A 24398-nucleotide genomic window follows, 5' to 3' on the forward strand; every position below is an offset into this window, starting at 1 on the left:
CGCCGGAAGGCGCGTCTTGGTTGTGGGGAATCGTGATTACGCGTAGAGCGGGTTCACCTTGTCGGCATTGATGCCGTACTTCTTGATCGCCTCGGCCACCTTGGCGGCCGGCAGCACGCCGTCCTCGGCCAGGGCCTTGAGCGCGGCCACCACGATGTAGTGGCGGTTGACCTCGAAGTGCTCGCGCAGCTTGTTGCGGAAGTCGCTGCGGCCGAAGCCGTCGGTGCCCAGCACCTTGTAGTTGCGGCCCTTGGGGACGAAGGGACGGATCTGCTCGGCGTAGGCCTTCATGTAGTCGGTCGAGGCGACCACCGGGCCGGTGCTGCCGCCGAGCTGCTGCGCCACGAAGGGCACGCGCGCTTCCTCGGTCGGGTGCAGCAGGTTCCAGCGGTCGGCGTCCTGGCCGTCGCGGGTCAGCTCGTTGAAGCTCGGGCAGCTCCAGACGCCGGCGCTCACGCCCCAGTCCTTCTCGAGCAGTTCCTGCGCCGCGAAGCTCTCGCGCAGGATGGTGCCGGAGCCCAGCAGCTGCACGGTGGGGGCTTCCTTGCCCTTGGCCGCCTTGACCGTCGGCGCCTGCTTGCACAGGTACATGCCCTTGATGATCTGTTCCTCGGTGCCGGGCTGCAGGCCGGGCATCGGGTAGTTCTCGTTGAGCAGCGTGAGGTAGTAGTAGACGTTGTCCTGCTTCTCGACCATGCGCTTGAGGCCATGGTGCAGGATCACGCCGACTTCGTGCGCGAAGGTCGGGTCGTAGCTCACGCAGTTCGGGATGGTGTTGGCCAGGATGTGGCTGTGGCCGTCCTCGTGCTGCAGGCCTTCGCCGTTCAGCGTGGTGCGTCCCGAGGTGCCGCCGAGCAGGAAGCCGCGCGCCTGCATGTCGCCGGCCGCCCAGGCCAGGTCGCCGATGCGCTGGAAGCCGAACATCGAGTAGTACACGTAGAACGGCACCATGATGCGGTTGTTCGTGCTGTACGACGTGGCCGCCGCGATCCAGCTCGACATGCCGCCGGCCTCGTTGATGCCCTCTTGCAGGATCTGGCCGGCCTTGTCTTCCTTGTAGTACATGACCTGGTCCTTGTCGACCGGGGTGTACTGCTGACCGTGCGGGTTGTAGATGCCGACCTGTCGGAACAGGCCTTCCATGCCGAAGGTGCGCGCCTCGTCGACCAGGATCGGCACCACGCGCGGGCCCAGGGCCTGGTCGCGCAGCAACTGCGTGAGGAAGCGCACGTAGGCCTGCGTGGTAGAGATCTCGCGGCCCTCGGCCGTGGGCTCGAGCACCGCCTTGAAGGTCTCGAGCGCGGGCACGGTGAAGCTCTCCTCGGCCTTGACGCGGCGGTGCGGCAGGTAGCCGCCCAGGGCCTTGCGGCGCTCGTGCAGGTACTTCATTTCCGGCGTGTCGTCGGCCGGCTTGTAGAACGGCAGCTCGGCGATCTGGCTGTCGGGGATCGGGATGTTGAAGCGGTCGCGGAAGGCGCGGATGTCGTCGTCGTTGAGCTTCTTGGTCTGGTGGACCGTGTTCTTGCCCTCGCCGATCTTGCCCATGCCGAAGCCCTTGACGGTCTTGACGAGCAGCACGGTGGGCTGGCCCTGGTGGTTCTGGGCCGCGTGGAAGGCCGCGTAGACCTTCTGCGAATCGTGGCCGCCGCGCTGCAGGTTCCAGACCTCGTCGTCGCTCATGTGCTCGACCATCTTCAAGGTGCGCGGGTCGCGGCCGAAGAAGTTCTTGCGCACGTAGGCACCGTCGTTGGCCTTGAACGACTGGTAGTCGCCGTCGTTGCACTCCATCATGATCTTGCGCAGCGCGCCGTCATGGTCCTTCTCGAGCAGCGCGTCCCAGCCCTTGCCCCAGATCAGCTTGACCACGTTCCAGTTGGCGCCGCGGAACTCGCCCTCGAGCTCCTGGATGATCTTGCCGTTGCCGCGCACCGGGCCGTCGAGGCGCTGCAGGTTGCAGTTGATGACGAAGATCAGGTTGTCGAGGTTCTCGCGCGCCGCCAGGCCGATGGCGCCCAGCGACTCGACCTCGTCCATCTCGCCGTCGCCGCAGAACACCCAGACCTTGCGGTTCTCGGTGTTGGCGATGCCGCGGGCATGCAGGTACTTGAGGAAGCGCGCCTGGTAGATCGCCATCAGCGGGCCCAGGCCCATCGACACCGTGGGGAACTGCCAGAACTCGGGCATCAGCTTGGGATGCGGGTAGCTCGACAGGCCCTTGCCGTCGACTTCCTGGCGGAAGTTGAGCAGCTGCTCCTCGGTCAGGCGGCCTTCGAGGTAGGCGCGCGCGTAGATGCCGGGCGAGACGTGGCCCTGGATGTAGAGCAGGTCGCCGCCGTGGTTCTCGCTCTCGGCGTGCCAGAAGTGGTTGAAGCCGGCGCCGAACATGCTGGCCAGCGAAGCGAAGGAGCCGATGTGGCCGCCGAGGTCGCCGCCTTCGGGCGGGTGGTGGCGGTTGGCCTTGACCACCATCGCCATCGCGTTCCAGCGCATGTAGGCACGCAGGCGCTGTTCGATCTCGAGGTTGCCGGGGCTGCGGGCTTCCTGCGACGGCTCGATGGTGTTGACGTAGCCCGTGTTGGCCGAGAACGGCATGTCGACCGTGTTCTGGCGGGCATGTTCGAGGAGTTGCTCGAGCAGGAAGTGCGCACGCTCGGGGCCCTCGCTCTGGATCACGGCGGACAAGGCGTCCATCCACTCGCGCGTTTCCTGGGAATCCGCGTCGTTCGCGGCCGGGCCGAATTGCTTCTCGGGATTTGCCGACATGCTTGTCTCTCCTTTTGGGGCTGTGGGCGTAATTTAGGCGCTCTGCGTGTGAGCGCGCGGAGTGTCGCACAGAAATACTGCGATTTCAAATAGTGCGTATAGATTTCTTAATGTGACATTTTCACGAATCCGGAGCGGCCGCAGACCGCGCCGGGATCAGTGCCACCGTCGATAACCCGCGCCTAGGAAACTCCGTCACCTAATAAACTCTCGCGATGCCTTTTTCCTCCCCGCTGGCCGTGGCCCGCAGTGCCGTCAACGCCTCGCCGCTGTCGTGGTGGCGCCCCGGGTGGCGCCGCCAGACCCCGGTGCTGCAGGACGCCGTCGCGATGCTGGCCCCGATGGCCGCCGTGCTGCTGTTCCTCGCGGCGATCGTCACCGCCTTCTGGTACCTGCGCACCGAGGAGATCGAGCGCGAGCAGGAGTCGGTGCGCCGCGACGTCGAGTACGCCCAGCAGCGCATGCGGCTGCGGTTGCTGGAGCGCCAGGAGCAGTTGATGCGCATCGCGCGCGATGCCTCCAACCGCGAGATCGACCCGATCGAGTTCACCAGTCGCGCCGAATCGCTGGTGAGCCAGTTCCCCGAGCTGCAGACCATCACCTGGATCGACGACCGCCGCCGCTTCAAGGCCGGCTATGCCGCGCCCAGCGTGCATCCGGCGCAGCAGCACCTGATCGGCGACGTGCTGCGCCCCGGCGACATCGAGAGCAACTACGCGCTGGCGCGCGAGCTGCGCCAGCCGGTGTTCTCCCAGCCCGCGGCCGGCGGCGATCCGCCCGCCATGCTGCAGCTGCACATCCCGCTGTTCGACCAGGGCCTCTTCGCGGGCGTGGTGCTCGGCGAGTTCTCGGTCGATGGCCTGCTGCGCTACGGCATGCCTTCCGAGGTGCAGGCGCGCTACGCGGTGTCGCTGCTCGACGCCAAGGGCAAGGTGATCGCGGGCAACACCGCCAACCTGCGCGAGACCGGCGCGCGCCTGCTGCCCTGGAGCGAGCGCACCAACGAATACGAGGTACCGGTCTCGCCCGTGGGCAATGCGCTGGTGCTGCGCGCCCAGGCCTACCGCACCTCGCAGGGCGTGGTCGGCAACGGGCTGTTCTGGCTGGTCTGCGCGCTCAGCGTGCTCACCAGCTGGATGCTGATCGGCACCTGGCGCCACACGCGCCGCAGGCTGCAGGCGCAGCAGCGGCTGGTGGCCGAGACCAACTTCCGCCGCGCGATGGAGAACTCGATGCTGACCGGCATGCGGGTGCTCGACCTGCAGGGCCGCATCACCTACGTCAACGCCGCCTTCTGCGCGATGACCGGCTGGGCCGAGGAAGAGCTGGTCGGCCAGACGCCGCCCTTCCCCTACTGGCTCGAGTCCGATCGCGAGATCATGAACGAGCGGCTCGAGGAGGAGCTGCACGGCCGTGCCTTGCCCGGCGGCTTCCAGGTGCGCGTGAAGCGCAAGAACGGCAGCGTGTTCGACGCGCGGCTGTACGTCTCGCCGCTGATCGACGCGCGCGGCCACCAGACCGGCTGGATGACCTCGATGACCGACATCACCGAGCCCACACGCATCCGCGAGCAGCTGTCGGCCTCGTACGAGCGCTTCACCACCGTGCTCGAGGCGCTCGATGCCGCGGTGTCGGTGGCGCCGATCGGCAGCGAGGAGCTGCTGTTCGCCAACAAGCTCTACCGCCTGTGGTTCGGCTCCGACACCGTCGGCCACCTGGGCATGGTGGCGCAGGCCGGCGTGCCGGCCTCGAACGCGCACGACGAGGGCCTGGACGACGTCGACCCCTACGCCGGCCTGCCGATCGACACGCTGACCGCCGCGCAGGCGGCCAACAACGAGATCTTCGTGCCCGAGCTCGGCAAGTGGCTCGAGGTGCGCTCGCGCTACCTGACCTGGGTCGACGGCCGCCTGGCGCAGCTGGTGATCGCCACCGACATCACGCCGCGCCGCGATGCCGAGGAACAGGCGGCCGCGCAGGCCGACCGCGCGCAATCGGCGAGCCGGCTGATCACCATGGGCGAGATGGCCTCGAGCGTGGCGCACGAGCTCAACCAGCCTCTGACCGCGATCAGCAACTACTGCAACGGGATGATGTCGCGCATCAAGAGCCAGTCGATCGACAACGATGCGCTGCTGGCCGCGCTCGAGAAGACCTCGAAGCAGGCCCAGCGCGCGGGCCAGATCATCCAGCGCATCCGCTCCTTCGTGAAGCGCAGCGAACCCAACCGCACGCCGGCCGACGTGGCGACCATGGTCAGCGAAGCGGTCGAGCTGGCCGGCATCGAGCTGCGCCGGCGCAACGTGCGGCTCAACCACTACGTGGCGGCGCGGCTGCCGATGGTGCGCGTCGATCCGATCCTAATCGAGCAGGTGATGGTCAACCTGCTGAAGAACGCGGCCGAATCGATCGACCTCGCCGAGCGCCCGCTGGCGCGGCGCAGCGTCGAGCTGCGCGTGCTGCCGAAGGTGATCGAGGGCCACAACGCGATCGAGTTCTCGGTGCAGGACACCGGCAAGGGCCTCGCGCCGGAGGTCATGGACCGGCTCTACGAGGCCTTCTTCTCGACCAAGCCCGAGGGCATGGGCATCGGCCTGAACCTGTGCCGCACCATCGTCGAGTCGCACCGCGGCCGGATGCAGGCGGAGAACATCTACAATGGCCCGGATGTGATCGGATGCCGTTTTTCCTTCTGGATTCCGGTGTTGGACGCTATCAGTTCCCTAGCAAGTGACGAGGTAAAGGTACCTGCATGAGTTTGATTCCGAAAAAGGGCACTGTGTATGTCGTCGATGACGACGAAGCCGTACGCGATTCGCTCCAGTGGCTGCTCGAAGGCAAGGACTACCGGGTCCGCTGCTTCGATTCCGCCGAGTCCTTCCTCTCCCGCTACGACCCCCGCGAGGTGGCCTGCCTGATCGTCGACATCCGCATGGGTGGCATGACGGGCCTGGAGTTGCAGGACCGGTTGATCGAGCGCCGCTCGCCGCTGCCGATCGTGGTGATCACCGGCCACGGCGACGTGCCGATGGCCGTCGACAGCATGAAGAAGGGCGCGATGGATTTCATCCAGAAGCCCTTCAACGACGAGGAACTCGTCGCGCTGGTCGAGCGCATGCTCGAACACGCGCGCGGCGCCTTCACGCAGCACCAGCAGTCGGCCAGCCGCGACGCGCTGCTGTCCAAGCTCACGGGCCGCGAGGCGCAGGTGCTCGAGCGCATCGTCGCCGGCCGCCTCAACAAGCAGATCGCCGACGACCTCGGCATCAGCATCAAGACCGTCGAGGCGCATCGCGCCAACATCATGGAGAAGCTCAACGCCAACACCGTGGCCGATCTGCTGAAGATCGCGCTCGGACAGGCGGCGCCCGCTGCCAAGGCCTAGACGCCGGCTATCTGTTCGATAGCGATGCATGACCCCCACGCCTGCGCAAGCGGGCGTTTTTACTTGGAAAATCGAAACCGATGACCGCCCAACTGATCGACGGCAACGCCCTCGCCAAAACCATCCGCGCCGAAGTCGCCGGCCGCACCGCGGCGCTCAAGGCCCGCGGCGTGAACCCGGCCCTTTCCATCATCCTCGTGGGCGAGGACCCGGCCAGCCAGGTCTATACCAAGCACAAGGTCAACGACAGCACGCAGACCGGTCTCTCGGCCACGCTCGAGACCTACCCGGCCGACCTGAGCGAGGCCGACCTGCTCGCGCGCATCCGCGTGCTCAACGACGACCCGGCGGTGCACGGCATCCTGGTGCAGCTGCCGCTGCCCAAGCACATGAACAGCCAGAAGGTCATCGAGACCATCTCGCCCGCGAAGGACGTCGACGGCTTCCACGTCGCCAGCGCCGGCGCACTGATGACCGGCGCGCCGGGCTTCTGGCCCTGCACGCCCTTCGGCTGCATGAAGATGCTCGAATCCATCGGCTACGACCTGCGCGGCAAGCATGCGGTGGTGATCGGCCGCAGCAACATCGTCGGCAAGCCGATGGCCATGATGCTGCTGGCCAAGAGCGCCACCGTGACCATCTGCCACAGCGCCACGCAGGACCTGGGCGCCATCACGCGCCAGGCCGACGTGATCGTCGCGGCCGTGGGCAAGCTGAACCTCCTCACGGCCGACATGGTCAAGCCCGGCGCGGTGGTCATCGACGTCGGCATGAACCGCAAGGCCGACGGCAAGCTCGCGGGCGACGTCGACTTCGACGGCGTGAAGGAAGTCGCCGGCTGGATCACCCCGGTGCCCGGCGGCGTCGGCCCGATGACGCGCGCCATGCTGCTCGCCAACACCCTTGAAGCGGCCGAACGCGCCGCCAAGTGAACACCATGGCCACCTCGAACAACCCCCTCCTCGACTTCACCGACCTCCCGCTGTTCGACCGTATCCGGCCCGAACACGTCGCCCCCGCGGTCGACGTGCTGCTCGCCGATGCCGAGACCGCGCTGCAGACGGTGACGGCCCCCGACTTCCCCGCCAGCTGGAGCGCGATCTCCAAGGTGCTCGACGTGGCCTCGGAACGCTTCAGCCGTGCCTGGAGCGCGGTCGGCCATCTCAACGCCGTGGCCGACACGCCCGAGCTGCGCGCCGCCTACAACGAGGCGATGCCGCGCGTGACCGCGTTCTGGACCCGCCTGGGCTCCGACGAGCGCCTGTACGCGAAGTACAAGGCGATCGACGTCGCCACGCTCGATGCCGAGCAGCGCCAGGCGCATCGCAACGCGGTGCGCAACTTCGTGCTCGGCGGCGCCGAACTGCAGGGCGAGGCCAAGCAGCGCTTCGCCGAGATCCAGGAACGCCAGGCGGAACTGAGCCAGAAGTTCAGCGAGAACGCGCTCGACGCGACCGATGCCTTCGCCTACTACGCACAGTTCGGCGAACTCGAGGGCGTGCCGGAAGACGTGATCAATGCCGCGCGCGCCGCGGCCGAAGCCGAGGCCAAGGACGGCTACAAGCTCACGCTCAAGATGCCCTGCTACCTGCCGGTGATGCAGTTCGCCAGGAGCAGCGCGCTGCGCGAGACGCTCTACCGCGCCTACGTCACGCGCGCCAGCGAACTCGGCGACCCGGCCTTCGACAACACGGCGCTGATCGGCGAGATCCTCGCGCTGCGCGAGGAAGAGGCGAAGCTGCTGGGCTACCGCAACTTCGGCGAGCTCTCGGTGGTGCCGAAGATGGCCGAGTCGCCCGAGCAGGTGGTGAAGTTCCTGCGCGACCTCGCGGCCAAGGCCCGCCCCTACGGCGAGCGCGACCTCGCCGACCTGCGCGCCTTCGCGTCCACGCAACTGGGCCTGGCCGATCCGCAGCCCTGGGACTGGAGCTACGTCGGCGAGAAGCTCAAGGAAGCGCGCTACGCCTTCAGCGAACAGGAGGTCAAGCAGTACTTCCCGGCGCCCAAGGTGATGGCGGGCCTGTTCAAGATCGTCGAGACGCTGTTCGAGGTCTCGATCCGCCGCGACAGCGCGCCGACCTGGCATCCGAGCGTCGAGTTCTATCGCATCGAGCGTGCCGGCCAGAAGGTCGGCCAGTTCTACCTCGACCCCTCCGCGCGTGCCGCCAAGCGCGGCGGCGCCTGGATGGACGACGTGCGCGCGCGCTGGCTGCGGCCCGACGACGGCCGGCTGCAGACCCCGGTCGCGCAACTGGTCTGCAATTTCGCCGAGGGCGTGGGCGGCAAGCCGCCGCTGCTCACGCACGACGACGTGACCACCCTGTTCCACGAGTTCGGCCACGGACTGCACCACATGCTCACGCAGGTGAACGAGCGCGACGTCTCGGGCATCAGCGGCGTCGAATGGGACGCGGTCGAGCTGCCGAGCCAGTTCATGGAGAACTTCTGCTGGGAATGGGATGTGCTGAGCCACATGACGGCCCACGTCGACACCGGCGCGCCGCTGCCGCGCGCGCTGTTCGACAAGATGACCGCGGCCAAGAACTTCCAGAGCGGCCTGCAGACGCTGCGCCAGATCGAGTTCTCGCTGTTCGACATGCTGCTGCACACCGAGTACCACGCCGCGGCCGCGAAGCCCGGCGACGTGCTCGCGCTGCTGGCCCAGGTGCGCGCCGAGGTGGCCGTGATGCCCTCGCCGCCCTTCAGCCGCACGCCGAACACCTTCAGCCACATCTTCTCGGGCGGCTATGCGGCCGGCTACTACAGCTACAAGTGGGCCGAGGTGCTGAGCGCCGATGCCTACGCGGCCTTCGAGGAAACCGTGGGCGCCAACGGCGAACCGAGCATCGAGACCGGCCGCAAGTACCGCCAGGCCATCCTCGAGGCCGGCGGCAGCCGCAGCGCGATGGAGTCGTTCAAGGCCTTCCGCGGCCGCGAACCCCAGCTTGATGCGCTGCTGCGACACCAGGGCATGGCCGAGCCGCAGCCGGCTTGATGCGGCGCTGAAGCTTGAGATACTCGGGCCATGCGCCCGATTTACAAATTCTCACCAAGTCGCCTGACCGGTTTCGTCCTCCTGCTCGCCACCGCGAGCGCGGTGGCGCAACCGGTCTACCGGCAGGTCGACAAGAACGGCCGGGTCACCTTCTCGGACCGCGCGCCCACCGCCAGCACCGAACCCGCCGCCAATGCGCAGCCGGCGCCCGCCACGGGCGCCAACGCGGGCCTGCCCTACGAGCTGCGCCAGATCGCGCAGCGCTATCCGGTGACGCTCTACAGCGGCGACGAATGCGCGCCCTGCGCGATGGCGCGCACGCTGCTCACGACGCGCGGCATCCCGTTCCAGGAACGCACGGTGAACAGCAACCAGGAGGTGGAAGCGCTGCAGAAGCTCAGTGGCCAGACCTCGCTGCCGCTGCTGACCATCGGCACGCAGCAACTGCCCGGCTTTTCCGACACGCAGTGGACGCAATACCTCGACGCGGCCGGCTATCCCAGGAGCAACGGCCTGCCCAGCGGCTATCGCAATCCGCCGGCGCAGCCGATGGTCGCCCAGGTCACGCGCGCGCCGGCGCCCGCACCCGCCGCCCCGCGCGCGGCGCCCGAGGAGCAACCGCTGCCCGCGGCACCGCCGAGCGGGCCGACGCCGGAGAACCCGGCCGGCATCAAGTTCTGATCAGGCGAAGTCCAGCGTGCGCACGCCCTCGGGCGTGCCGAGCAGGCACACATGCGCCTTCTGGTGCGCGAACACGCCGACGGTGACCACGCCGGGCCACTGGCTCACCTCGGATTCGAAGGCCAGCGGATCGGCGATCTTCAGCCCCGTCACGTCGACGATGTGCTGGCCGTTGTCGGTCACCAGCGGCAGGCCGTCCTTCTCGCGCACCTGGGCCTGGCCGCCCAGCGCCGCGAACTGCCGCATCACGCGGCGCGCCGCCATCGGGATCACCTCGACCGGCAGCGGAAAGGCACCGAGCGTGTCGACCAGCTTCGAGGCATCGGCGATGCAGACGAAGCGGCGCGACTGGGCCGCGATGATTTTCTCGCGCGTGAGCGCGGCACCGCCGCCCTTCACCATGAAACCCCGCGCGTCGATCTCGTCGGCGCCGTCGATGTAGACGCCCAGCTCCTCGACCTCGTTGCTGTCGAACACCTGGATGCCCAGTGCCCGCAGGCGCTCGGTGGAGGCGATCGAGCTCGAGACGGCGCCACGGATCTGGTCCTTGATCGTGGCCAGCGCGTCGATGAACTTGTTGACCGTCGAGCCGGTGCCCACGCCCACGATCTCGCCCTTCACCACGTAGGCCAGGGCGGCGCGGCCCACCTGGGCCTTGAGTTCGTCCTGGGAGATGGGGGCGGCTGCGGCGGAAGAAGAAGGAAGGGGTGCGGTCATCGCGGAGAATCCTGGGCTCATTGAAGCCCCGAATTATCCGACGATGTCCCTGCTGCCCTCCTCGCTCTACGGCCTGGCCCGCCCCTTCCTGTTCGGTTTCGACCCGGAGCACGCCCATGAACTGACGCTCGACGGGCTCTCGCGCACGCAGAACACGCCGCTGGCCTGCGCCTACTCGGCGCCGCGCGTCGACGATCCCGTCACCCTGGCCGGCCTGCGGTTCCCGAACCGCGTCGGCCTCGCCGCCGGCCTCGACAAGAACGCGCGCTGCATCGACGCCTTCGCCGCCATGGGCTTCGGCTTCGTCGAGGTCGGCACCGTCACGCCCAAGGGCCAGCCCGGCAATCCGCGCCCGCGCATCTTCCGCCTGCCCGAACGCCAGGCGCTGATCAACCGGCTCGGCTTCAACAACGACGGACTCGACGCCTTCCTGGCCAACGTGCAGAAGGCACGCTTTCGCCGCAACGCGGCCCGCGCGAAGGCGCCGATGCTGCTGGGCCTGAACATCGGCAAGAACGCCGCCACGCCGATCGAGCGCGCGATGGACGACTACATCGCCTGCCTCGACGGCGTGTACCCGCATGCCGACTACGTGACGATCAACATCTCGAGCCCCAACACCGCCAACCTGCGCAGCCTGCAGAGCGACGAGGCGCTCGACGCGCTGCTCGGCGCCGTGGCCGAGCGGCGCGAGACGCTGGCGCGCCGGCCCATTGGCGGCGCACCGCGCCGCGTGCCGCTGTTCGTGAAGATCGCGCCCGACCTCGACGAGGCGCAGGTGGCGGTGATCGCCGCCACGCTGCGCCGCCACGGCATGGATGGCGTGATCGCCACCAACACCACGCTGGCGCGCGACGCGGTCGAGGGGCTGCCGCATGCGAAGGAAGCCGGCGGCCTGTCGGGTGCGCCGGTGCGCGAATCGAGCAACCGCGTGATCGCCCAGTTGCGCGCCGCACTGGGCAAGGACTTCCCGATCGTCGGCGTGGGCGGCATCCTCGGCGCGGCCGATGCCAGGGCCAAGATCGCGGCGGGCGCGGACGTGGTGCAGATCTACACCGGCCTGATCTACCGCGGCCCGGCGCTGGTCCATGAAACGGCACAGGCGCTGCAGCGGGACCGCGGCAGCGCCTGAGTTTTCAATCGGAAGGCGGGTGGGTGCGACCCGCCGGCCGTTTCGTCAGCGCATGCGCCAGAGGATCGGCGCAACGAAGGTCGCCCAGCGCAGCAGGCGCTTCGGGCGCACCACCACCAGCGCCGCAGCCACGGCGACACCCGTGGCCACCGGATGCTCGCGCGCGATGCGCAGCGCCGTGGCGGTCGGGGTTTCGTCGGGCGGCGGGGGAGCCGACCGCTCCTCGCCCTGCGCGGCGGCGGTACCGCCACCCTGCAAGGTCGCGATGCGCAGGCGCTGGCGCTCGATGCGCTCGATCAGTTCCTCGCGCGTGGACGGACGGCGTGGCGCCGGCTCGTCCTCTTCGCCGGGCTCGTCGCCCAGTCCGAAGCGCTCCTGTACCCAGGTCCAGTCGCGCGCCAGTTCCTCGCGGGTCGGCGTGAAGCTGTTCGAGGCACCGCGCAGCTGGGTCCACAGGCCCCAGGCGGCCGCGAGCCACAGCACGATCCAGAGCGCGGCCACCGACCAGGCGGCGGTGGTGCGCTGCGGCGTGTCCCAGAAATGGACCACGACGGCCACGGACAGCAGCGCGACGGCGATCGTCGTCAGGCCCAGCAGCGCGATCGCGAGGACCAGCACCAGCTTGAGCCGCTGCTTCTCCTCCTCCCAGGCCATGCGCAGCAGCTGCACACGGTCCTCGGCGGCCATCGCGCCCTCGGCCGCGGCAATGCGCAGCCGGCGCAGGCGCCGGTCCAGTCCGAGAAGAGAGAGCAACCTCATCGGCGGCCCTCCGCTGTCATGGTTCGATCAGCGGCGACCAAGCAGCAGGCCCACCAGCACACCGACGGCCAGCGCGCCAGCGGCGATCTGCCAGGGTTCGTCGTGGGCATAGGCGTTGGTGGCCGAGGCGGCTTCGCGGGCCTTCTTGGCGGCGAGGCGGCTCTTCTCGGCGGCGAGTTCGCGGGCGATCGCGAGCTTGGTGTCGATGCGCTGGCGCAGCGCCTTGATGTGGGGAACCGAATCCAGGTCCTTGCTGGCGAGCACGCCACGCACGTCGCTCGCGATGTCCTCGGCTGCCGCCTCGAGATTCTTGGATGCACTCATTGGAAACCTTCCTCCGTGATGACACCGGCACCGCGCCGGCGGCTTCACGCCTACAAATGGCGTGCTGTCATGTTACAGGCTACATCGCCCGCACAGGACTGCATCCACAAAGAGTTCTGCAAGAGATCGTTCGCGATCGGCGCGGAATTCAGTCCTCGGCCGCGAGCAGGTCCGCCACGTGTCGGCCGATCGCGAGGCTGCTCGTGAGCCCCGGCGACTCGATGCCGAACAGGTTGACGAGGCCTCGCACGCCATGCGCGCGCGGTCCGTCGATGCGGAAGTCGGCCGCGGGATCGCCGGGTCCCGAGATCTTCGGTCGCATGCCCGCGTAGCCCGGGATCAGCGCGCCATCGGGCAGCGCGGGCCAGTACTTGCGCACCTCGGCATAGAAGGCGTCGCCGCGCGCCGGGTCCACCACCAGGTCGTCGGGCGAGCTCACCCATTGCACATCGGGTCCGAACTTGGCCTGCCCGCCGAGGTCGATCGTCAGGTGCACGCCGAGACCGCCGGGCTCGGGCACCGGATAGACCAGCCGGCCGAAGGGCGCGCGGCCCGACAGGGTGAAGTAGTTGCCCTTCGCGAAATAGGCGGTGGGAACGGTCTCGGTGGCGAGTCCTCCGAAGTGGCGCGCCAGATCGGGCGCACCCAGACCGGCCGCGTTGACCACGCTGCGGCAGCGCAGCCGCGTGCCGTCTTGCGCGGTCAGCACGATGCCGCCCTCCTCCAGGTCCGCGCGCTTCACGGCCGACTTCAACGCCAGCATGCCGCCCGCGTTCTCGAGATCGCCGAGCAGGCTCAGCATCAGCGCATGGCTGTCGACGATGCCGGTGCTCGGCGAGACCAGCGCGGCCATGCAGCGCAGTTGCGGTTCGAGCGCGACGGCCTGCGCCGCCGAGATCGTTTCGAGGTCGTCGACGCCGTTGGCCGCGGCCTTGAGCCGGATCGCCTCGAGCTGCGCCACCTGTTCGGTCGAGGTCGCGACGATCAGCTTGCCGCAGCGCCGGTGCGGCACGCCGCGCGCCTCGGCATACGCATAGAGCAATTGCTTGCCTTCGACACAGAGCCTCGCCTTCAACGAAGCTTGCGGGTAGTAGATCCCCGCATGAATGACTTCGCTGTTGCGCGAACTCGTGCCGGTACCGATGGCGCCTTCGGCCTCGAGCACCATCACTTCGCGGCCCGCCAGCGCGAGTGCGCGCGCCACGGCCACACCCACCACACCACCGCCGATGACGGCGCAATCGAGATCGTCCATGCGGCGAGCTTAGCGCGCGCCGCGCGTCGGGAGATCAGGTCGCGGTCGGCGGCGGCTCGGGATCGGTGGGCTCGTCGGGCGCCGTGCCCGGCCCCTCGTCGGGCTCCACGGGCAGGCCCGGCGTGGGCGTGATCGGCGTCGGAAGATCGGGTGCGGTCGCCATGATCTTTTCTCCTGGGTTGAAGTCGTGCCTCGGTTCTAGGCGCGAAGCCCCGCACAGCCAGCAGCACGCGACGGCACCTGACGTCGGCGCGCACCGACACGCAAACGGCGATGCCATCGGGCCAAAGCTCCGACGGAGAAGAAAAAATGGAACCGGGAAATTGGTGGGCGGTGGAGGTTTCGAACCTCCGACCCCAGCAGTGTGAATGCTGTGCTCTACCCCTGAGCTAACCGCCCCTGACGCCTCTGCCCGATCTCTTCGATGGGCTTCAGCGCCTGGATGAATCGCGTTCTGCGAAGCCTTAGATTATGCCACAGCTTTTCAAGCGTTTTGGCGAAAGAGTGTGCGACCGTTGCTCGATTTGTCGAGTTGGGACAACACGGCGTCGTGCTCGGCGAGTTCATGCTCGGTCGCCACCAGCACCGGCAGCTCGATGCGGCTGAGGTCGATGGCGATCACCGTGGTGCCCACTTCGGGCTCGGTGGTGGCCACGTCGATCAGCAGCGCGTCCTGGCCGCGCGTGAGGTTGATGTAGACGTCGGCCAGCAGCTGGGCGTCGAGCTTGGCGCCGTGGAAGGTCCGGTTCGAACGGTCGACGCCGAAGCGGTCGCACAGCGCGTCGAGCGAGTTGCGCTTGCCCGGGTACACCTGCTTGGCCATGGCCAGCGTGTCGGTCACCTCGCTCACGAAGGTCTTGAGCGGCGGCAGGCCGGCGCGCTCGAACTCCTTGTTGAGGAAGCCCACGTCGAAGGCCGCGTTGTGGATGATCAGCTCGGCGCCGCGCAGGTACTCGACGATGTCGTTGGCCAGCGTGGCGAACTTCGGCTTGTCGCGCAGGAAGTCGGTCGTCAGGCCGTGCACCTTGAGCGCGTCCTCGTGGCTCTCGCGCTCGGGATTGAAGTAGATGTGCAGGTCGTTGCCGGTGAGCTTGCGGTTGAACAGCTCCACGCAGCCCAGCTCGATGACGCGGTCGCCGTTCTCGGCCGACAGCCCGGTGGTTTCCGTATCGAGAACGATCAGACGACTCATCAGTGGTTTTCCTTCGCGTGGTTGATCGAGTATTTCGGAATCTCGATCGTCACATTCTCCTGCGCCAGGATCGCCTGGCAACTCAGGCGCGACTGTGGCTCCAGGCCCCAGGCGCGGTCGAGCAGGTCTTCCTCGCCCTCCTCCGCCTCGTTGAGCGAGCCGCCGCCCGCGCGCACGATCACGTGGCAGGTGGTGCAGGCGCAACTCATCTCGCAGGCGTGCTCGATGTTGATGTCGTTGTCGAGCAGGGCCTCGCAGATCGAGGTGCCCGCGGGCGCGGTGATCTCGGCGCCTTGCGGGCAGTATTCGGGATGCGGATAGATCTTGATCGTGGGCATGCAGCGCCTGCGTTGTCGTTCTTTGCGGTGTTCTTGTCTTAGAGGGATTCGACCTTGCGCCCCGAGAGCGCGCGGGCGATGCCGGCATTCATGCGCTGCGCGGCGAAGGGCTCGGTGATCTCGGCCAGCGCCTTGGTGGCGGCCTCTATCGCGGCCGCGTCGTTGCCCTGGGCACTCAGGCGCAGCGCGCTCATCGATGCATCGATGGCCGTGCGCTCCTGTGCGTCGAGCAGGTCGCCGTCGGCATCGAGCGCGCTCTTCGTCGCGAGCAGCATGCGCTCGGCATCGACGCGGGCCTCGACCAGCGCGCGCGCCTGCATGTCCTGCTGTGCCGTCGAGAAACTCTCCTGCAGCATGGTCGCGATCTGGTCGTCCGACAGCCCATAGGAAGGCTTGACGGTGACGCTGGCTTCCACGCCGCTGGCCTGTTCCTTGGCGCTCACGCTCAGCAGGCCGTCGGCATCGACCGTGAAGGTCACGCGGATGCGCGCGGCGCCCGCGGCCATCGGCGGGATGCCGCGCAAGGTGAAGCGCGCGAGGCTGCGGCAATCGGCCACCAGGTCGCGCTCGCCCTGCACCACGTGCAACGCCAGCGCGGTCTGGCCGTCCTGGTAGGTGGTGAAGTCCTGCGCCATCGCGGTCGGGATGGTCTGGTTGCGCGGCACGATGCGCTCGACCAGCCCGCCCATGGTCTCGAGGCCCAGCGACAGCGGAATCACGTCGAGCAGCAGCAGTTCGCCCGCGCCGTTGTTGCCGGCCAGCTGGTTCGCCTGGATCGCGGCGCCGAGCGCGACGACCTCGTCGGGATTGAGATTGACCAGCGGCTCGCGGCCGAAGAATTGGGCAACCGCCTCGCGAACCTGCGGCATGCGCGTCGACCCGCCCACCAGCACGATGCCCTGCAGGTCGTCGGCCTTGAGCCTGGCATCGCGCAGCGCCTTGCGCACGGCGGCCAGGGTGCGGTCGGTGAGCACCTTGGTGGCCGCGTCGAACTGCGCGCGCTGGAGCGCGAAGCGAAGCGGCTGGCCGCCCACGTCGGCGGCGAAGGTCACGGTGTCGGCATCGGTCAGCGCTTCCTTGGCGGCACGCGCCGCCACCAGCACGGCGGCCTTGTCGGTCTCGCTCGCGGTCTGGACACCGCTTTGCGCCAGCACGAAATCGGCCAGCGCATGGTCGTAGTCGTCGCCGCCGAGCGCCGAGTCGCCGCCGGTCGCGATGACCTCGAACACGCCCTGCGTGAGCCGCAGGATGGAAATGTCGAAGGTGCCGCCGCCGAGGTCGTAGACCGCATAGACGCCCTCGCTCGCGTTGTCGAGGCCGTAGGCGATGGCGGCCGCGGTGGGCTCGCTGATCAGCCGCAGCACGTTGAGGCCGGCCAGTTGCGCCGCGTCCTTCGTGGCCTGGCGCTGGCCCTCGTCGAAGTAGGCGGGCACGGTGATGACCGCGCCGTAGAGCTCGTCGTCGAAGGTGTCCTCGGCGCGGTAGCGCAGCGTCGCGAGGATCTCGGCGCTGATCTCGACCGGCGACTTGTCGCCCGCCGCGGTGTGCACCTGCACCATGCCGCCGTCGCCACCGCCGATGGCATAGGACATCGCTTCGCGGTGGGTCACGTCGGCCAGCCCGCGGCCCATGAGCCGCTTGACCGAGGTGATGGTGTTCGAGGGGTCCTGCGCGCGCGCGGCGACCGCGTCGAAACCGATCTGGCGGCGCTCCTTGTCGAGGTAGCGCACCACCGAGGGCAGCAGCACGCGGCCCTGGTCGTCGGGCAGGCATTCGGCCACGCCGTTGCGCACCGAGGCCACCAGCGAATGCGTGGTGCCGAGGTCGATGCCGACGGCGATGCGGCGCTGGTGCGGATCGGGGGCCTGGCCGGGTTCGGAAATCTGAAGAAGAGCCATAGGGCTTTATTGTCCCAACTGATCCGATTTGGCTTCGACGTCGTGGCCGAAGCGCTCAATGAACATGAGGGCTCTCACCTGCTGCGCGGCGGCGGGGTAGTCGCCCTTCTCGTCGATCAGCCAGTCGAGCGACGAGAGCGCGCGGGCGCGGCCCGCGTCGACCTCGGCCTGCAGGCGCTCGAGCGCGGCGATGTCCTCGACCTCGTCGAGCGCCTCGCGCCATTCCATCTGCTGCATGAGGAAGTCGGGCGGCATCGCCGTGTTGTTCTCGGCATTGACCGGGGCACCGTGCAGCTCGCAGAGGTAGCTCGCGCGCCGCACCGGGTCCTTGAGCCGCTGGTAGGCCTCGTTGATGCGCACCGACCATTGCATGGCCACGCGCTGCGCGGCCGCGCCCTGCGCCGCAAAGCGATCGGGATGGGCTTCGCGCTGCAGTTCCTTCCAGCGCGCGTCCAGCGCCGCGCGGTCCTGCGCGAAAGTCGCGGGGACGGCGAACAGCTCGAAGTCGGTGTCGTTCAGGTTCATGGCAATAAAAAACCGCCAGCACATGACATGGTGGCGGCTGTTGTCGCGGTCAGCGACTGCGCATCAGATGCGGAAGCTTTCCCCGCAACCGCAGCGGTCGCGCTCGTTCGGGTTGTTGAACTTGAAGCCTTCGTTGAGGCCCTCGCGCACGAAGTCCAGCTGCGTGCCGTCGATGTAGGCCAGGCTCTTCGGATCCACCAGCACCTTCACGCCGTGGTCCTCGAACACCACGTCCTCGGGCGTCAGTTCGTCCACGTACTCGAGCTTGTAGGCCAGGCCCGAGCAACCGGTGGTCTTCACGCCCAGCCGCACGCCCACGCCCTTGCCTCGCTTGCCGAGGTAGCGATTCACATGGCGCGCGGCGGCTTCTGTCAGCGTGACGGCCATCTCAGTGCGCTGCCGCGGCTTCGGCGCTCTTCGCGCCGTGCTTGGCCTTGTAGTCGCTCACGGCCGCCTTGATCGCGTCCTCGGCGAGGATCGAGCAGTGGATCTTCACCGGCGGCAGCGCCAGTTCCTCGGCGATCTGCGCGTTCTTGAGCGCGGCGGCTTCGTCGAGCGTCTTGCCCTTGACCCATTCGGTCACGAGCGACGACGAAGCGATCGCCGAGCCGCAACCATAGGTCTTGAAGCGCGCGTCTTCGATCACGCCGGTTTCGGGGTTGACCTTGATCTGCAGCTTCATCACGTCGCCGCAGGCCGGCGCGCCGACCATGCCGGTGCCGACCGAGTCGTCGCCCTTTTCGAAGGAGCCGACGTTGCGCGGGTTTTCGTAGTGGTCGATGACCTTGGAAGAATATGCCATGGTGTACCTCTCAAACTTTGTTCAATCGTGGAGCTTCGGGCTCAGTGCGCCGACCACTGGATCGTGCTGATGTCGACGCCGTCCTGGAACATTTCCCACAGGGGGCTCAATTCGCGCAGCTTGGCCACGTTGTGCTTGATGGTCGAGATGGCGTAGTCGATCTCTTCCTCGGTCGTGAAGCGGCCGATGGTCATGCGCAGGCTGCTGTGGGCCAGTTCGTCGCTGCGGCCCAGGGCGCGCAACACGTAGCTGGGCTCGAGGCTGGCCGAGGTGCAGGCCGAACCCGACGACACCGCCAGGCCCTTGATGCCCATGATCAGCGACTCGCCCTCGACGTAGTTGAAGCTCATGTTCAGGTTGTGCGGCACGCGGTGCTCGAGGTCGCCGTTGATGAAGACCTGTTCCACGTCCTTCAGGCCGTCGAGCAGGCGCTTCTGCAGCCGCGCGGCCTTGGCGATGTCTTCCTTCATCTCGGCCTTGGCGATGCGGAAGGCCTCGCCCATGCCCACGATCTGGTGCGTGGGCAGCGTGCCCGAACGCATGCCGCGCTCGTGGCCGCCACCGTGCATCTGGGCCTCGAGCCGCACGCGCGGCTTGCGGCGCACGTACAGCGCGCCGATGCCCTTGGGACCGTAGGTCTTGTGCGACGCCAGGCTCATCAGGTCGATCGGCAGCTTCGCGATGTCGATCTCGACCTTGCCGGTGGCCTGCGCGGCGTCGACGTGGAAGATCACGCCCTTCTCGCGGCAGATGTTGCCCAGCGCCACCACGTCCTGCACCACGCCGATCTCGTTGTTCACGAACATCACGCTCGCGAGGATGGTGTCGGGGCGGATCGCGGCCTTGAACTTCTCGAGGTCGAGCAGACCGTCTTCCTGCACGTCGAGGTAGGTGACCTCGAAACCCTGGCGCTCGAGTTCGCGCATGGTGTCGAGCACGGCCTTGTGCTCGGTCTTCACCGTGATCAGGTGCTTGCCCTTGCCCTTGTAGAACTGTGCCGCGCCCTTGAGCGCGAGGTTGTTCGACTCGGTGGCGCCCGAGGTCCAGACGATCTCGCGCGGGTCGGCGCCGATCAGCTCGGCCACGTAGCCGCGCGCCTTCTCGACCGCTTCTTCCGCTTCCCAGCCCCAGGCGTGGCTGCGCGACGCCGGGTTGCCGAAGTGCTCGCGCAACCAGGGGATCATGGCGTCGACCACGCGCGGGTCGACCGGCGTGGTCGCGCCGTAATCGAGATAGATCGGGAAATGAGGAGTTACGTCCATGGCTGGCTCGTGCTGGCGTGGGGGGTTGTTCTTGGTCGCTGTTCGTTCGCTGGCGGCGCCCACCGGGCGCCGCGTCTGACTCGTCTCGAAGCGTCTGCGTCGCGGGTCCTCAGGACTTGGCGAAGACGTTGCCCAGGGCAAACACCGAATTCGGCGCGTTGACGCGGATCGGCTTGACCACCGGCTGCGCGGAGATGGCGCGCTTGACGACCGGCTTGTTCTCGATCTGCACGCCCTTGGCGATCTGGTCGTCGACCAGCTTCTGCAGGGTGACCGAATCGAGGAACTCGACCATGCGCTGGTTCAGCGAGGCCCAGAGTTCGTGGGTCATGCAGCGGCCTTGTTCGCCGAGGCAGTTTTCCTTGCCGCCGCACTGGGTGGCGTCGATCGGTTCGTCGACCGACACGATGATGTCGGCCACGGTGATGTCGGCGGCCTTGCGGCCCAGGCTGTAGCCACCGCCCGGACCCCGGGTGGACTCGACGAGTTCGTGACGGCGCAGCTTGCCGAAGAGTTGCTCGAGGTACGACAGCGAAATCTGCTGCCGCTGGCTGATCGCGGCCAGCGTGACCGGACCGGTGTTCTGACGCAGAGCCAGATCGATCATGGCTGTGACCGCAAAACGGCCTTTGGTAGTGAGACGCATCGCAAGCTCCTTTTTAGCGCTTACCGTTGAAATGACACCGTTGCCCGGGAGCCACGGTGATCTCGTCTCCGCCCTGCCCGACTCTTGACACTGGTGAGCCAGTGGTTGTGAGTCGGTCCTTCATCGCGAAGTTTCTTTTTTGTTGAGTGTTTCGCTCAAGTATATCAGAAGGCCCCGGACTTTGCTCGGGTAAACCCGATTCCGGGCGTTCGGGGGCGCCGCTACCGAAAACCTTCGGCCTACTTGGCCGGCGCCATCGCGATGTTGTCGCCGCCCGCGGCCCCGAAGGCCTGCTCGCGCAGCAGCGCCAGCTGGTCGCGCACCCGCGCCGCCTTCTCGAACTCGAGGTTGCGCGCGTGCTCGAGCATCTGCTTCTCGAGCCGCTTGATCTCGCGTGCGATGTCCTTCTCGCTCATGTCCTCGACCTTGGCGCGCTCGAGGTCCAGCTTGGCCATCTCCTTGCCGGTCTTCTCGCTGTAGACGCCGTCGATCAGGTCGCGCACCTGCTTCACGATGCTGCGCGGCGTGATGCCGTGGGCCTCGTTGTGGGCGATCTGGCGCGCGCGCCGGCGTTCGGTCTCGCCGATGGCGCGCTTCATCGAGTCGGTCATCCGGTCGGCGTACAGGATGGCCTTGCCGTTCAGGTTGCGCGCCGCCCGGCCGATGGTCTGGATCAGCGAGCGCTCGGCGCGCAGGAAGCCTTCCTTGTCGGCATCGAGGATCGCCACCAGCGAGACCTCGGGAATGTCCAGCCCCTCGCGCAGCAGGTTGATGCCCACCAGCACGTCGAAGGTGCCCAGGCGCAGGTCGCGCAGGATCTCCACCCGCTCGACCGTGTCGACGTCGCTGTGCAGGTAGCGCACCTTCACGCCGTTGTCGCCCAGGTAGTCGGTGAGCTGCTCGGCCATGCGCTTGGTCAGCGTGGTGATCAGCACGCGCTCGTTCTTCTCGACGCGCACGTGGATCTCCTGCAGCACGTCGTCGACCTGGTGCGTGGCCGGCCGCACCTCCACCTCGGGATCGATCAGGCCCGTGGGCCGCACCAGTTGCTCGACCACCTGCCCGGTGTGCTGCTTCTCGTAGTCGGCCGGCGTGGCCGACACGAAGATGCACTGGCGCATGCGCTTCTCGAATTCCTCGAGCTTCAGCGGCCGGTTGTCGAGCGCGCTCGGCAGCCGGAAGCCGTACTCCACCAGCGTGGTCTTGCGCGCCCGGTCGCCGTTGTACATGCCGCCGAGCTGGCCGATCATCTGGTGGCTCTCGTCGAGGAACATCAGCGCGTCCTTCGGCAGGTAATCGGTCAGCGTGGGCGGCGGGTCGCCAGGCGCCGCGCCCGAGAGGTGGCGCGTGTAGTTCTCGATGCCCTTGCAGTGGCCGATCTCGGCCAGCATCTCGAGGTCGAAGCGGGTGCGCTGCTCGAGGCGCTGGGCCTCCACCAGCTTGCCCGCGGCCACCAGTTCCTTGAGCCGCCCGTCGAGTTCGATCTTGATGGTCTCCACGGCGGCCAGCACCTTGTCGCGCGGCGTCACGTAGTGGCTCGAGGGGTAGACGGTGAAGCGCGGCACCTTCTGGCGGATGCGCCCGGTCAGCGGGTCGAACAGCTGCAGCGACTCGATCTCGTCGTCGAACAGCTCGAAGCGGATCGCGAGTTCGCTGTGCTCGGCCGGAAACACGTCGATGGTGTCGCCGCGCACGCGGAAGGTGCCGCGCGCGAAGTCCTGCTCGTTGCGCGTGTACTGCATGCGGATCAGCTGGGCGATCAGGTCGCGCTGGCCGACCTTGTCGCCCACGCGCGCGATCAGCCGCATCTCCATGTAGTCCTCGGGCGTGCCGATGCCGTAGATCGCGCTCACGGTGGCCACGATCACGGTGTCGCGCCGCTCCAGCACGCTCTTGGTGGCCGACAGCCGCATCTGCTCGATGTGCTCGTTGATCGAGGAGTCCTTCTCGATGAACAGGTCGCGCTGCGGCACGTAGGCCTCGGGCTGGTAGTAGTCGTAGTAGCTGACGAAGTACTCGACGGCGTTCTTCGGGAAGAACTCGCGGAATTCGCTGTAGAGCTGCGCCGCCAGGGTCTTGTTGGGCGCGAACACGATGGCCGGGCGCCCGGTGCGGGCGATCACGTTGGCCATGGTGAAGGTCTTGCCCGAGCCGGTCACGCCCAGCAGGGTCTGGAACACCTCGCCGTCGCCCACGCCCTCGACCAGCTTCTCGATGGCGTTCGGCTGGTCGCCCGCCGGCGGATAGGGCTGATAGAGCTCGAAAGGCGAGCCCGGGAAGCTGATGAATTCGCCCTTCGGAGCGGGCCCCACGGGGTCGGCGTTGTTCGAGTCTGCTATGGCTTCGTTGGTCTCTGGCATGGCTGTACCCGTCAGGTGGCGTGGCGCCGGTAAAATTCAAGGCAACCGCAAAGCTTAAAGCCTCGAGCGGTTGCCAGCGAAGCTTTCATCCCAAAGGACCTTTCCATGTCTATGTTCACCGCGGTCGAGATGGCACCGCGCGATCCGATCCTCGGCCTCAACGAGCAATTTGCCGCCGACACCAACCCCAACAAGGTCAATCTCGGCGTCGGCGTCTACTACGACGACAACGGCAAGCTGCCCCTGCTGCAGTGCGTGCAGGCGGCCGAGCAGAACATGATGAAAGCGCCCACGGCGCGCGGTTATCTGCCCATCGACGGCATCGCCGCGTACGACAACGCCGTGAAGGTGCTGGTCTTCGGCGCCGACAGCGAACCCGTCACCTCGGGCCGCGTGGCCACGATCCAGGCCATCGGCGGCACCGGCGGCCTCAAGGTCGGCGCCGACTTCCTCAAGAAGCTCAACCCCGCCGCCAAGGTGCTGATCAGCGACCCGAGCTGGGAAAACCACCGCGCGCTGTTCACCAACGCAGGTTTCGAGGTCGAAAGCTACCCCTACTACGACGCCGCCAAGCGCGGCATCGACTTCGACGGCATGCTGGCCGCGCTCAATGCCGCCCCGGCCGGCACCGTGGTCGTGCTGCACGCCTGCTGCCACAACCCCACCGGCTACGACATCACGCCCGCGCAGTGGGACCAGGTCGTCGCCGCCGTCAAGGCCAAGGGCCTGGTGCCCTTCCTCGACATGGCCTACCAGGGCTTCGGCTACGGCCTGCAGGAAGACGGCGCGGCCGTCGCCAAGTTCGTCGCGGCCGGCCTGACCTTCTTCGTCTCGACCTCGTTCTCCAAGAGCTTCAGCCTCTACGGCGAGCGCGTGGGCGCCCTCTCGGTGCTGTGCGAGAACAAGGAAGAAGCCGCGCGCGTGCTGTCGCAGCTGAAGATCGCCATCCGCACCAACTACAGCAACCCGCCCACGCACGGCGGCGCCGTGGTGGCCGCGGTGCTCGGCAACCCCGAGCTGCGCGCCCTGTGGGAGAAGGAACTGGGCGAGATGCGCGTGCGCATCAAGGCCATGCGCCAGAAGCTGGTCGACGGCCTCAAGGCCGCAGGCGTGAAGGAAGACATGAGCTTCATCACCACCCAGATCGGCATGTTCAGCTACTCGGGCCTGACCAAGGACCAGATGGTGCGCCTGCGCAACGAGTTCGGCGTCTACGGCACCGACACCGGCCGCATGTGCGTGGCCGCGCTCAACAGCAAGAACATCGACCACGTCTGCGCGTCGATCGCCAAGGTCGTCTGACGGTCCGCGTCGCGGGGTGACTCGCTCGCTCGAGTCACCTCCGCGACACAACTTGTTCACGC

22 protein-coding genes and 1 tRNA gene are annotated in these 24398 nt (G+C 67.6%); 7 read left to right on the forward strand and 16 right to left on the reverse strand.

What is annotated here, in order from left to right; genetic code table 11:
* Positions 1 to 36: 36 nt before the first annotated feature.
* Positions 37 to 2763 carry a pyruvate dehydrogenase (acetyl-transferring), homodimeric type gene (gene aceE, locus ACEN9J_RS08510; protein WP_057593669.1) on the reverse strand — a complete coding sequence of 909 codons (2727 nt, stop codon included), beginning with the start codon at positions 2761 to 2763 and terminating at the stop codon, positions 37 to 39.
* Positions 2764 to 2978: 215 nt separating this feature from the next.
* Here aceE and ACEN9J_RS08515 point away from each other — a divergent pair, with 215 nt between their 5' ends.
* The 5 genes from ACEN9J_RS08515 (at position 2979) to ACEN9J_RS08535 (ending at position 9824) form a co-directional block, all read left to right on the forward strand.
* The gene (locus ACEN9J_RS08515) at positions 2979 to 5519 is read left to right on the forward strand and encodes a PAS domain S-box protein (RefSeq protein WP_413763810.1); all 2541 of its coding nucleotides are present in this window, start codon (positions 2979 to 2981) and stop codon (positions 5517 to 5519) included.
* Entirely contained in the window at positions 5516 to 6148 is a 633-nt protein-coding gene (locus tag ACEN9J_RS08520; protein ID WP_057593667.1) for a response regulator transcription factor, read from the forward strand. Before ACEN9J_RS08515 ends, ACEN9J_RS08520 begins: the two co-directional genes overlap by 4 nt.
* Positions 6149 to 6228: 80 nt before the next feature.
* Entirely contained in the window at positions 6229 to 7080 is an 852-nt protein-coding gene (folD, locus tag ACEN9J_RS08525) for a bifunctional methylenetetrahydrofolate dehydrogenase/methenyltetrahydrofolate cyclohydrolase FolD (RefSeq protein WP_261210933.1), read from the forward strand.
* Positions 7081 to 7085: 5 nt separating this feature from the next.
* Complete coding sequence (locus ACEN9J_RS08530) at positions 7086 to 9143, forward strand: M3 family metallopeptidase (protein WP_413763811.1); 2058 nt, start codon at positions 7086 to 7088, stop codon at positions 9141 to 9143.
* Between the two features lie 30 nt (positions 9144 to 9173).
* The gene (locus ACEN9J_RS08535) at positions 9174 to 9824 is read left to right on the forward strand and encodes a glutaredoxin family protein (protein ID WP_413763812.1); all 651 of its coding nucleotides are present in this window, start codon (positions 9174 to 9176) and stop codon (positions 9822 to 9824) included.
* Here ACEN9J_RS08535 and rpiA read toward each other — a convergent pair whose 3' ends face one another.
* Positions 9825 to 10541, reverse strand: coding sequence for a ribose-5-phosphate isomerase RpiA (gene rpiA, locus ACEN9J_RS08540; RefSeq protein WP_413763813.1), 717 nt, complete (start codon positions 10539 to 10541; stop codon positions 9825 to 9827). It abuts the gene before it with no gap.
* A 43-nt stretch (positions 10542 to 10584) separates the two neighbouring features.
* Here rpiA and ACEN9J_RS08545 point away from each other — a divergent pair, with 43 nt between their 5' ends.
* Positions 10585 to 11673, forward strand: a complete 1089-nt coding sequence (locus ACEN9J_RS08545) for a quinone-dependent dihydroorotate dehydrogenase (RefSeq protein WP_413763814.1) — start codon at positions 10585 to 10587, stop codon at positions 11671 to 11673.
* Between the two features lie 45 nt (positions 11674 to 11718).
* On the opposite strand, the gene ACEN9J_RS08550 is transcribed toward ACEN9J_RS08545, so the two are convergent.
* The 14 genes from ACEN9J_RS08550 to uvrB all read right to left on the reverse strand — a co-directional run bounded on the left by ACEN9J_RS08550 (position 11719) and on the right by uvrB (position 23034).
* On the reverse strand, positions 11719 to 12432 hold the full coding sequence (locus ACEN9J_RS08550; RefSeq protein WP_413763815.1) for a phage holin family protein: 714 nt from the start codon (positions 12430 to 12432) through the stop codon (positions 11719 to 11721).
* A 27-nt stretch (positions 12433 to 12459) separates the two neighbouring features.
* On the reverse strand, positions 12460 to 12756 hold the full coding sequence (locus ACEN9J_RS08555) for a glycine zipper domain-containing protein (RefSeq protein ID WP_057593661.1): 297 nt from the start codon (positions 12754 to 12756) through the stop codon (positions 12460 to 12462).
* 148 nt (positions 12757 to 12904) lie between these two features.
* On the reverse strand, positions 12905 to 14011 hold the full coding sequence (locus tag ACEN9J_RS08560) for an NAD(P)/FAD-dependent oxidoreductase (protein WP_413763816.1): 1107 nt from the start codon (positions 14009 to 14011) through the stop codon (positions 12905 to 12907).
* A 34-nt stretch (positions 14012 to 14045) separates the two neighbouring features.
* Complete coding sequence (locus ACEN9J_RS08565) at positions 14046 to 14174, reverse strand: hypothetical protein (RefSeq protein ID WP_057593659.1); 129 nt, start codon at positions 14172 to 14174, stop codon at positions 14046 to 14048.
* A 161-nt stretch (positions 14175 to 14335) separates the two neighbouring features.
* Positions 14336 to 14410: transfer RNA gene (locus tag ACEN9J_RS08570), tRNA-Val, on the reverse strand.
* A gap of 85 nt (positions 14411 to 14495) precedes the next feature.
* Positions 14496 to 15203: a DNA polymerase III subunit epsilon gene (gene dnaQ / locus ACEN9J_RS08575; protein ID WP_057593658.1), complete on the reverse strand. Its 708-nt coding sequence runs from the start codon at positions 15201 to 15203 to the stop codon at positions 14496 to 14498.
* A complete protein-coding gene (fdx, locus tag ACEN9J_RS08580) occupies positions 15203 to 15541 on the reverse strand; it encodes an ISC system 2Fe-2S type ferredoxin (RefSeq protein ID WP_057593657.1) in 339 nt (112 codons plus the stop codon). Before fdx ends, dnaQ begins: the two co-directional genes overlap by 1 nt.
* 38 nt (positions 15542 to 15579) lie before the next feature.
* On the reverse strand, positions 15580 to 17439 hold the full coding sequence (gene hscA / locus ACEN9J_RS08585) for a Fe-S protein assembly chaperone HscA (RefSeq protein ID WP_413763817.1): 1860 nt from the start codon (positions 17437 to 17439) through the stop codon (positions 15580 to 15582).
* 6 nt (positions 17440 to 17445) lie between these two features.
* Positions 17446 to 17964, reverse strand: coding sequence for a Fe-S protein assembly co-chaperone HscB (gene hscB / locus ACEN9J_RS08590; RefSeq protein ID WP_057593655.1), 519 nt, complete (start codon positions 17962 to 17964; stop codon positions 17446 to 17448).
* A gap of 63 nt (positions 17965 to 18027) precedes the next feature.
* Positions 18028 to 18351, reverse strand: coding sequence for an iron-sulfur cluster assembly protein IscA (iscA, locus tag ACEN9J_RS08595; RefSeq protein WP_057593654.1), 324 nt, complete (start codon positions 18349 to 18351; stop codon positions 18028 to 18030).
* A 1-nt stretch (position 18352) separates the two neighbouring features.
* A complete protein-coding gene (gene iscU / locus ACEN9J_RS08600) occupies positions 18353 to 18766 on the reverse strand; it encodes a Fe-S cluster assembly scaffold IscU (RefSeq protein ID WP_057593653.1) in 414 nt (137 codons plus the stop codon).
* A 41-nt stretch (positions 18767 to 18807) separates the two neighbouring features.
* Entirely contained in the window at positions 18808 to 20028 is a 1221-nt protein-coding gene (locus ACEN9J_RS08605; RefSeq protein WP_057593652.1) for an IscS subfamily cysteine desulfurase, read from the reverse strand.
* Between the two features lie 109 nt (positions 20029 to 20137).
* Complete coding sequence (gene iscR / locus ACEN9J_RS08610) at positions 20138 to 20674, reverse strand: Fe-S cluster assembly transcriptional regulator IscR (protein WP_056580055.1); 537 nt, start codon at positions 20672 to 20674, stop codon at positions 20138 to 20140.
* Positions 20675 to 20913: 239 nt separating this feature from the next.
* A complete protein-coding gene (gene uvrB, locus ACEN9J_RS08615; protein WP_413763818.1) occupies positions 20914 to 23034 on the reverse strand; it encodes an excinuclease ABC subunit UvrB in 2121 nt (706 codons plus the stop codon).
* Between the two features lie 105 nt (positions 23035 to 23139).
* Here uvrB and ACEN9J_RS08620 point away from each other — a divergent pair, with 105 nt between their 5' ends.
* Positions 23140 to 24336 (forward strand): amino acid aminotransferase, encoded by a 1197-nt coding sequence (locus tag ACEN9J_RS08620; protein WP_057593650.1) that lies wholly within the window; start codon positions 23140 to 23142, stop codon positions 24334 to 24336.
* Positions 24337 to 24398: the final 62 nt, after the last annotated feature.

Source organism: Variovorax sp. Varisp41, from assembly GCF_047325085.1.
Lineage (GTDB): Bacteria > Pseudomonadota > Gammaproteobacteria > Burkholderiales > Burkholderiaceae_C > Variovorax.

Bases quoted from the DNA above. Each gene is read 5' to 3' on its own strand.
- iscR (WP_056580055.1), bottom strand. From the start codon at position 20,674: ATGCGTCTCACTACCAAAGGCCGTTTTGCGGTCACAGCCATGATCGAT.
- ACEN9J_RS08605 (WP_057593652.1), bottom strand. From the start codon at position 20,028: ATGGACGTAACTCCTCATTTCCCGATCTATCTCGATTACGGCGCGACC.
- ACEN9J_RS08620 (WP_057593650.1), top strand. From the start codon at position 23,140: ATGTCTATGTTCACCGCGGTCGAGATGGCACCGCGCGATCCGATCCTC.
- ACEN9J_RS08560 (WP_413763816.1), bottom strand. From the start codon at position 14,011: ATGGACGATCTCGATTGCGCCGTCATCGGCGGTGGTGTGGTGGGTGTG.
- aceE (WP_057593669.1), bottom strand. From the start codon at position 2,763: ATGTCGGCAAATCCCGAGAAGCAATTCGGCCCGGCCGCGAACGACGCG.
- folD (WP_261210933.1), top strand. From the start codon at position 6,229: ATGACCGCCCAACTGATCGACGGCAACGCCCTCGCCAAAACCATCCGC.
- ACEN9J_RS08545 (WP_413763814.1), top strand. From the start codon at position 10,585: ATGTCCCTGCTGCCCTCCTCGCTCTACGGCCTGGCCCGCCCCTTCCTG.
- ACEN9J_RS08530 (WP_413763811.1), top strand. From the start codon at position 7,086: ATGGCCACCTCGAACAACCCCCTCCTCGACTTCACCGACCTCCCGCTG.
- ACEN9J_RS08555 (WP_057593661.1), bottom strand. From the start codon at position 12,756: ATGAGTGCATCCAAGAATCTCGAGGCGGCAGCCGAGGACATCGCGAGC.
- hscB (WP_057593655.1), bottom strand. From the start codon at position 17,964: ATGAACCTGAACGACACCGACTTCGAGCTGTTCGCCGTCCCCGCGACT.
- dnaQ (WP_057593658.1), bottom strand. From the start codon at position 15,203: ATGAGTCGTCTGATCGTTCTCGATACGGAAACCACCGGGCTGTCGGCC.
- ACEN9J_RS08515 (WP_413763810.1), top strand. From the start codon at position 2,979: ATGCCTTTTTCCTCCCCGCTGGCCGTGGCCCGCAGTGCCGTCAACGCC.
- ACEN9J_RS08535 (WP_413763812.1), top strand. From the start codon at position 9,174: ATGCGCCCGATTTACAAATTCTCACCAAGTCGCCTGACCGGTTTCGTC.
- iscA (WP_057593654.1), bottom strand. From the start codon at position 18,351: ATGGCCGTCACGCTGACAGAAGCCGCCGCGCGCCATGTGAATCGCTAC.
- ACEN9J_RS08565 (WP_057593659.1), bottom strand. From the start codon at position 14,174: ATGGCGACCGCACCCGATCTTCCGACGCCGATCACGCCCACGCCGGGC.
- rpiA (WP_413763813.1), bottom strand. From the start codon at position 10,541: ATGACCGCACCCCTTCCTTCTTCTTCCGCCGCAGCCGCCCCCATCTCC.
- hscA (WP_413763817.1), bottom strand. From the start codon at position 17,439: ATGGCTCTTCTTCAGATTTCCGAACCCGGCCAGGCCCCCGATCCGCAC.
- uvrB (WP_413763818.1), bottom strand. From the start codon at position 23,034: ATGCCAGAGACCAACGAAGCCATAGCAGACTCGAACAACGCCGACCCC.
- ACEN9J_RS08550 (WP_413763815.1), bottom strand. From the start codon at position 12,432: ATGAGGTTGCTCTCTCTTCTCGGACTGGACCGGCGCCTGCGCCGGCTG.
- iscU (WP_057593653.1), bottom strand. From the start codon at position 18,766: ATGGCATATTCTTCCAAGGTCATCGACCACTACGAAAACCCGCGCAAC.
- ACEN9J_RS08520 (WP_057593667.1), top strand. From the start codon at position 5,516: ATGAGTTTGATTCCGAAAAAGGGCACTGTGTATGTCGTCGATGACGAC.
- fdx (WP_057593657.1), bottom strand. From the start codon at position 15,541: ATGCCCACGATCAAGATCTATCCGCATCCCGAATACTGCCCGCAAGGC.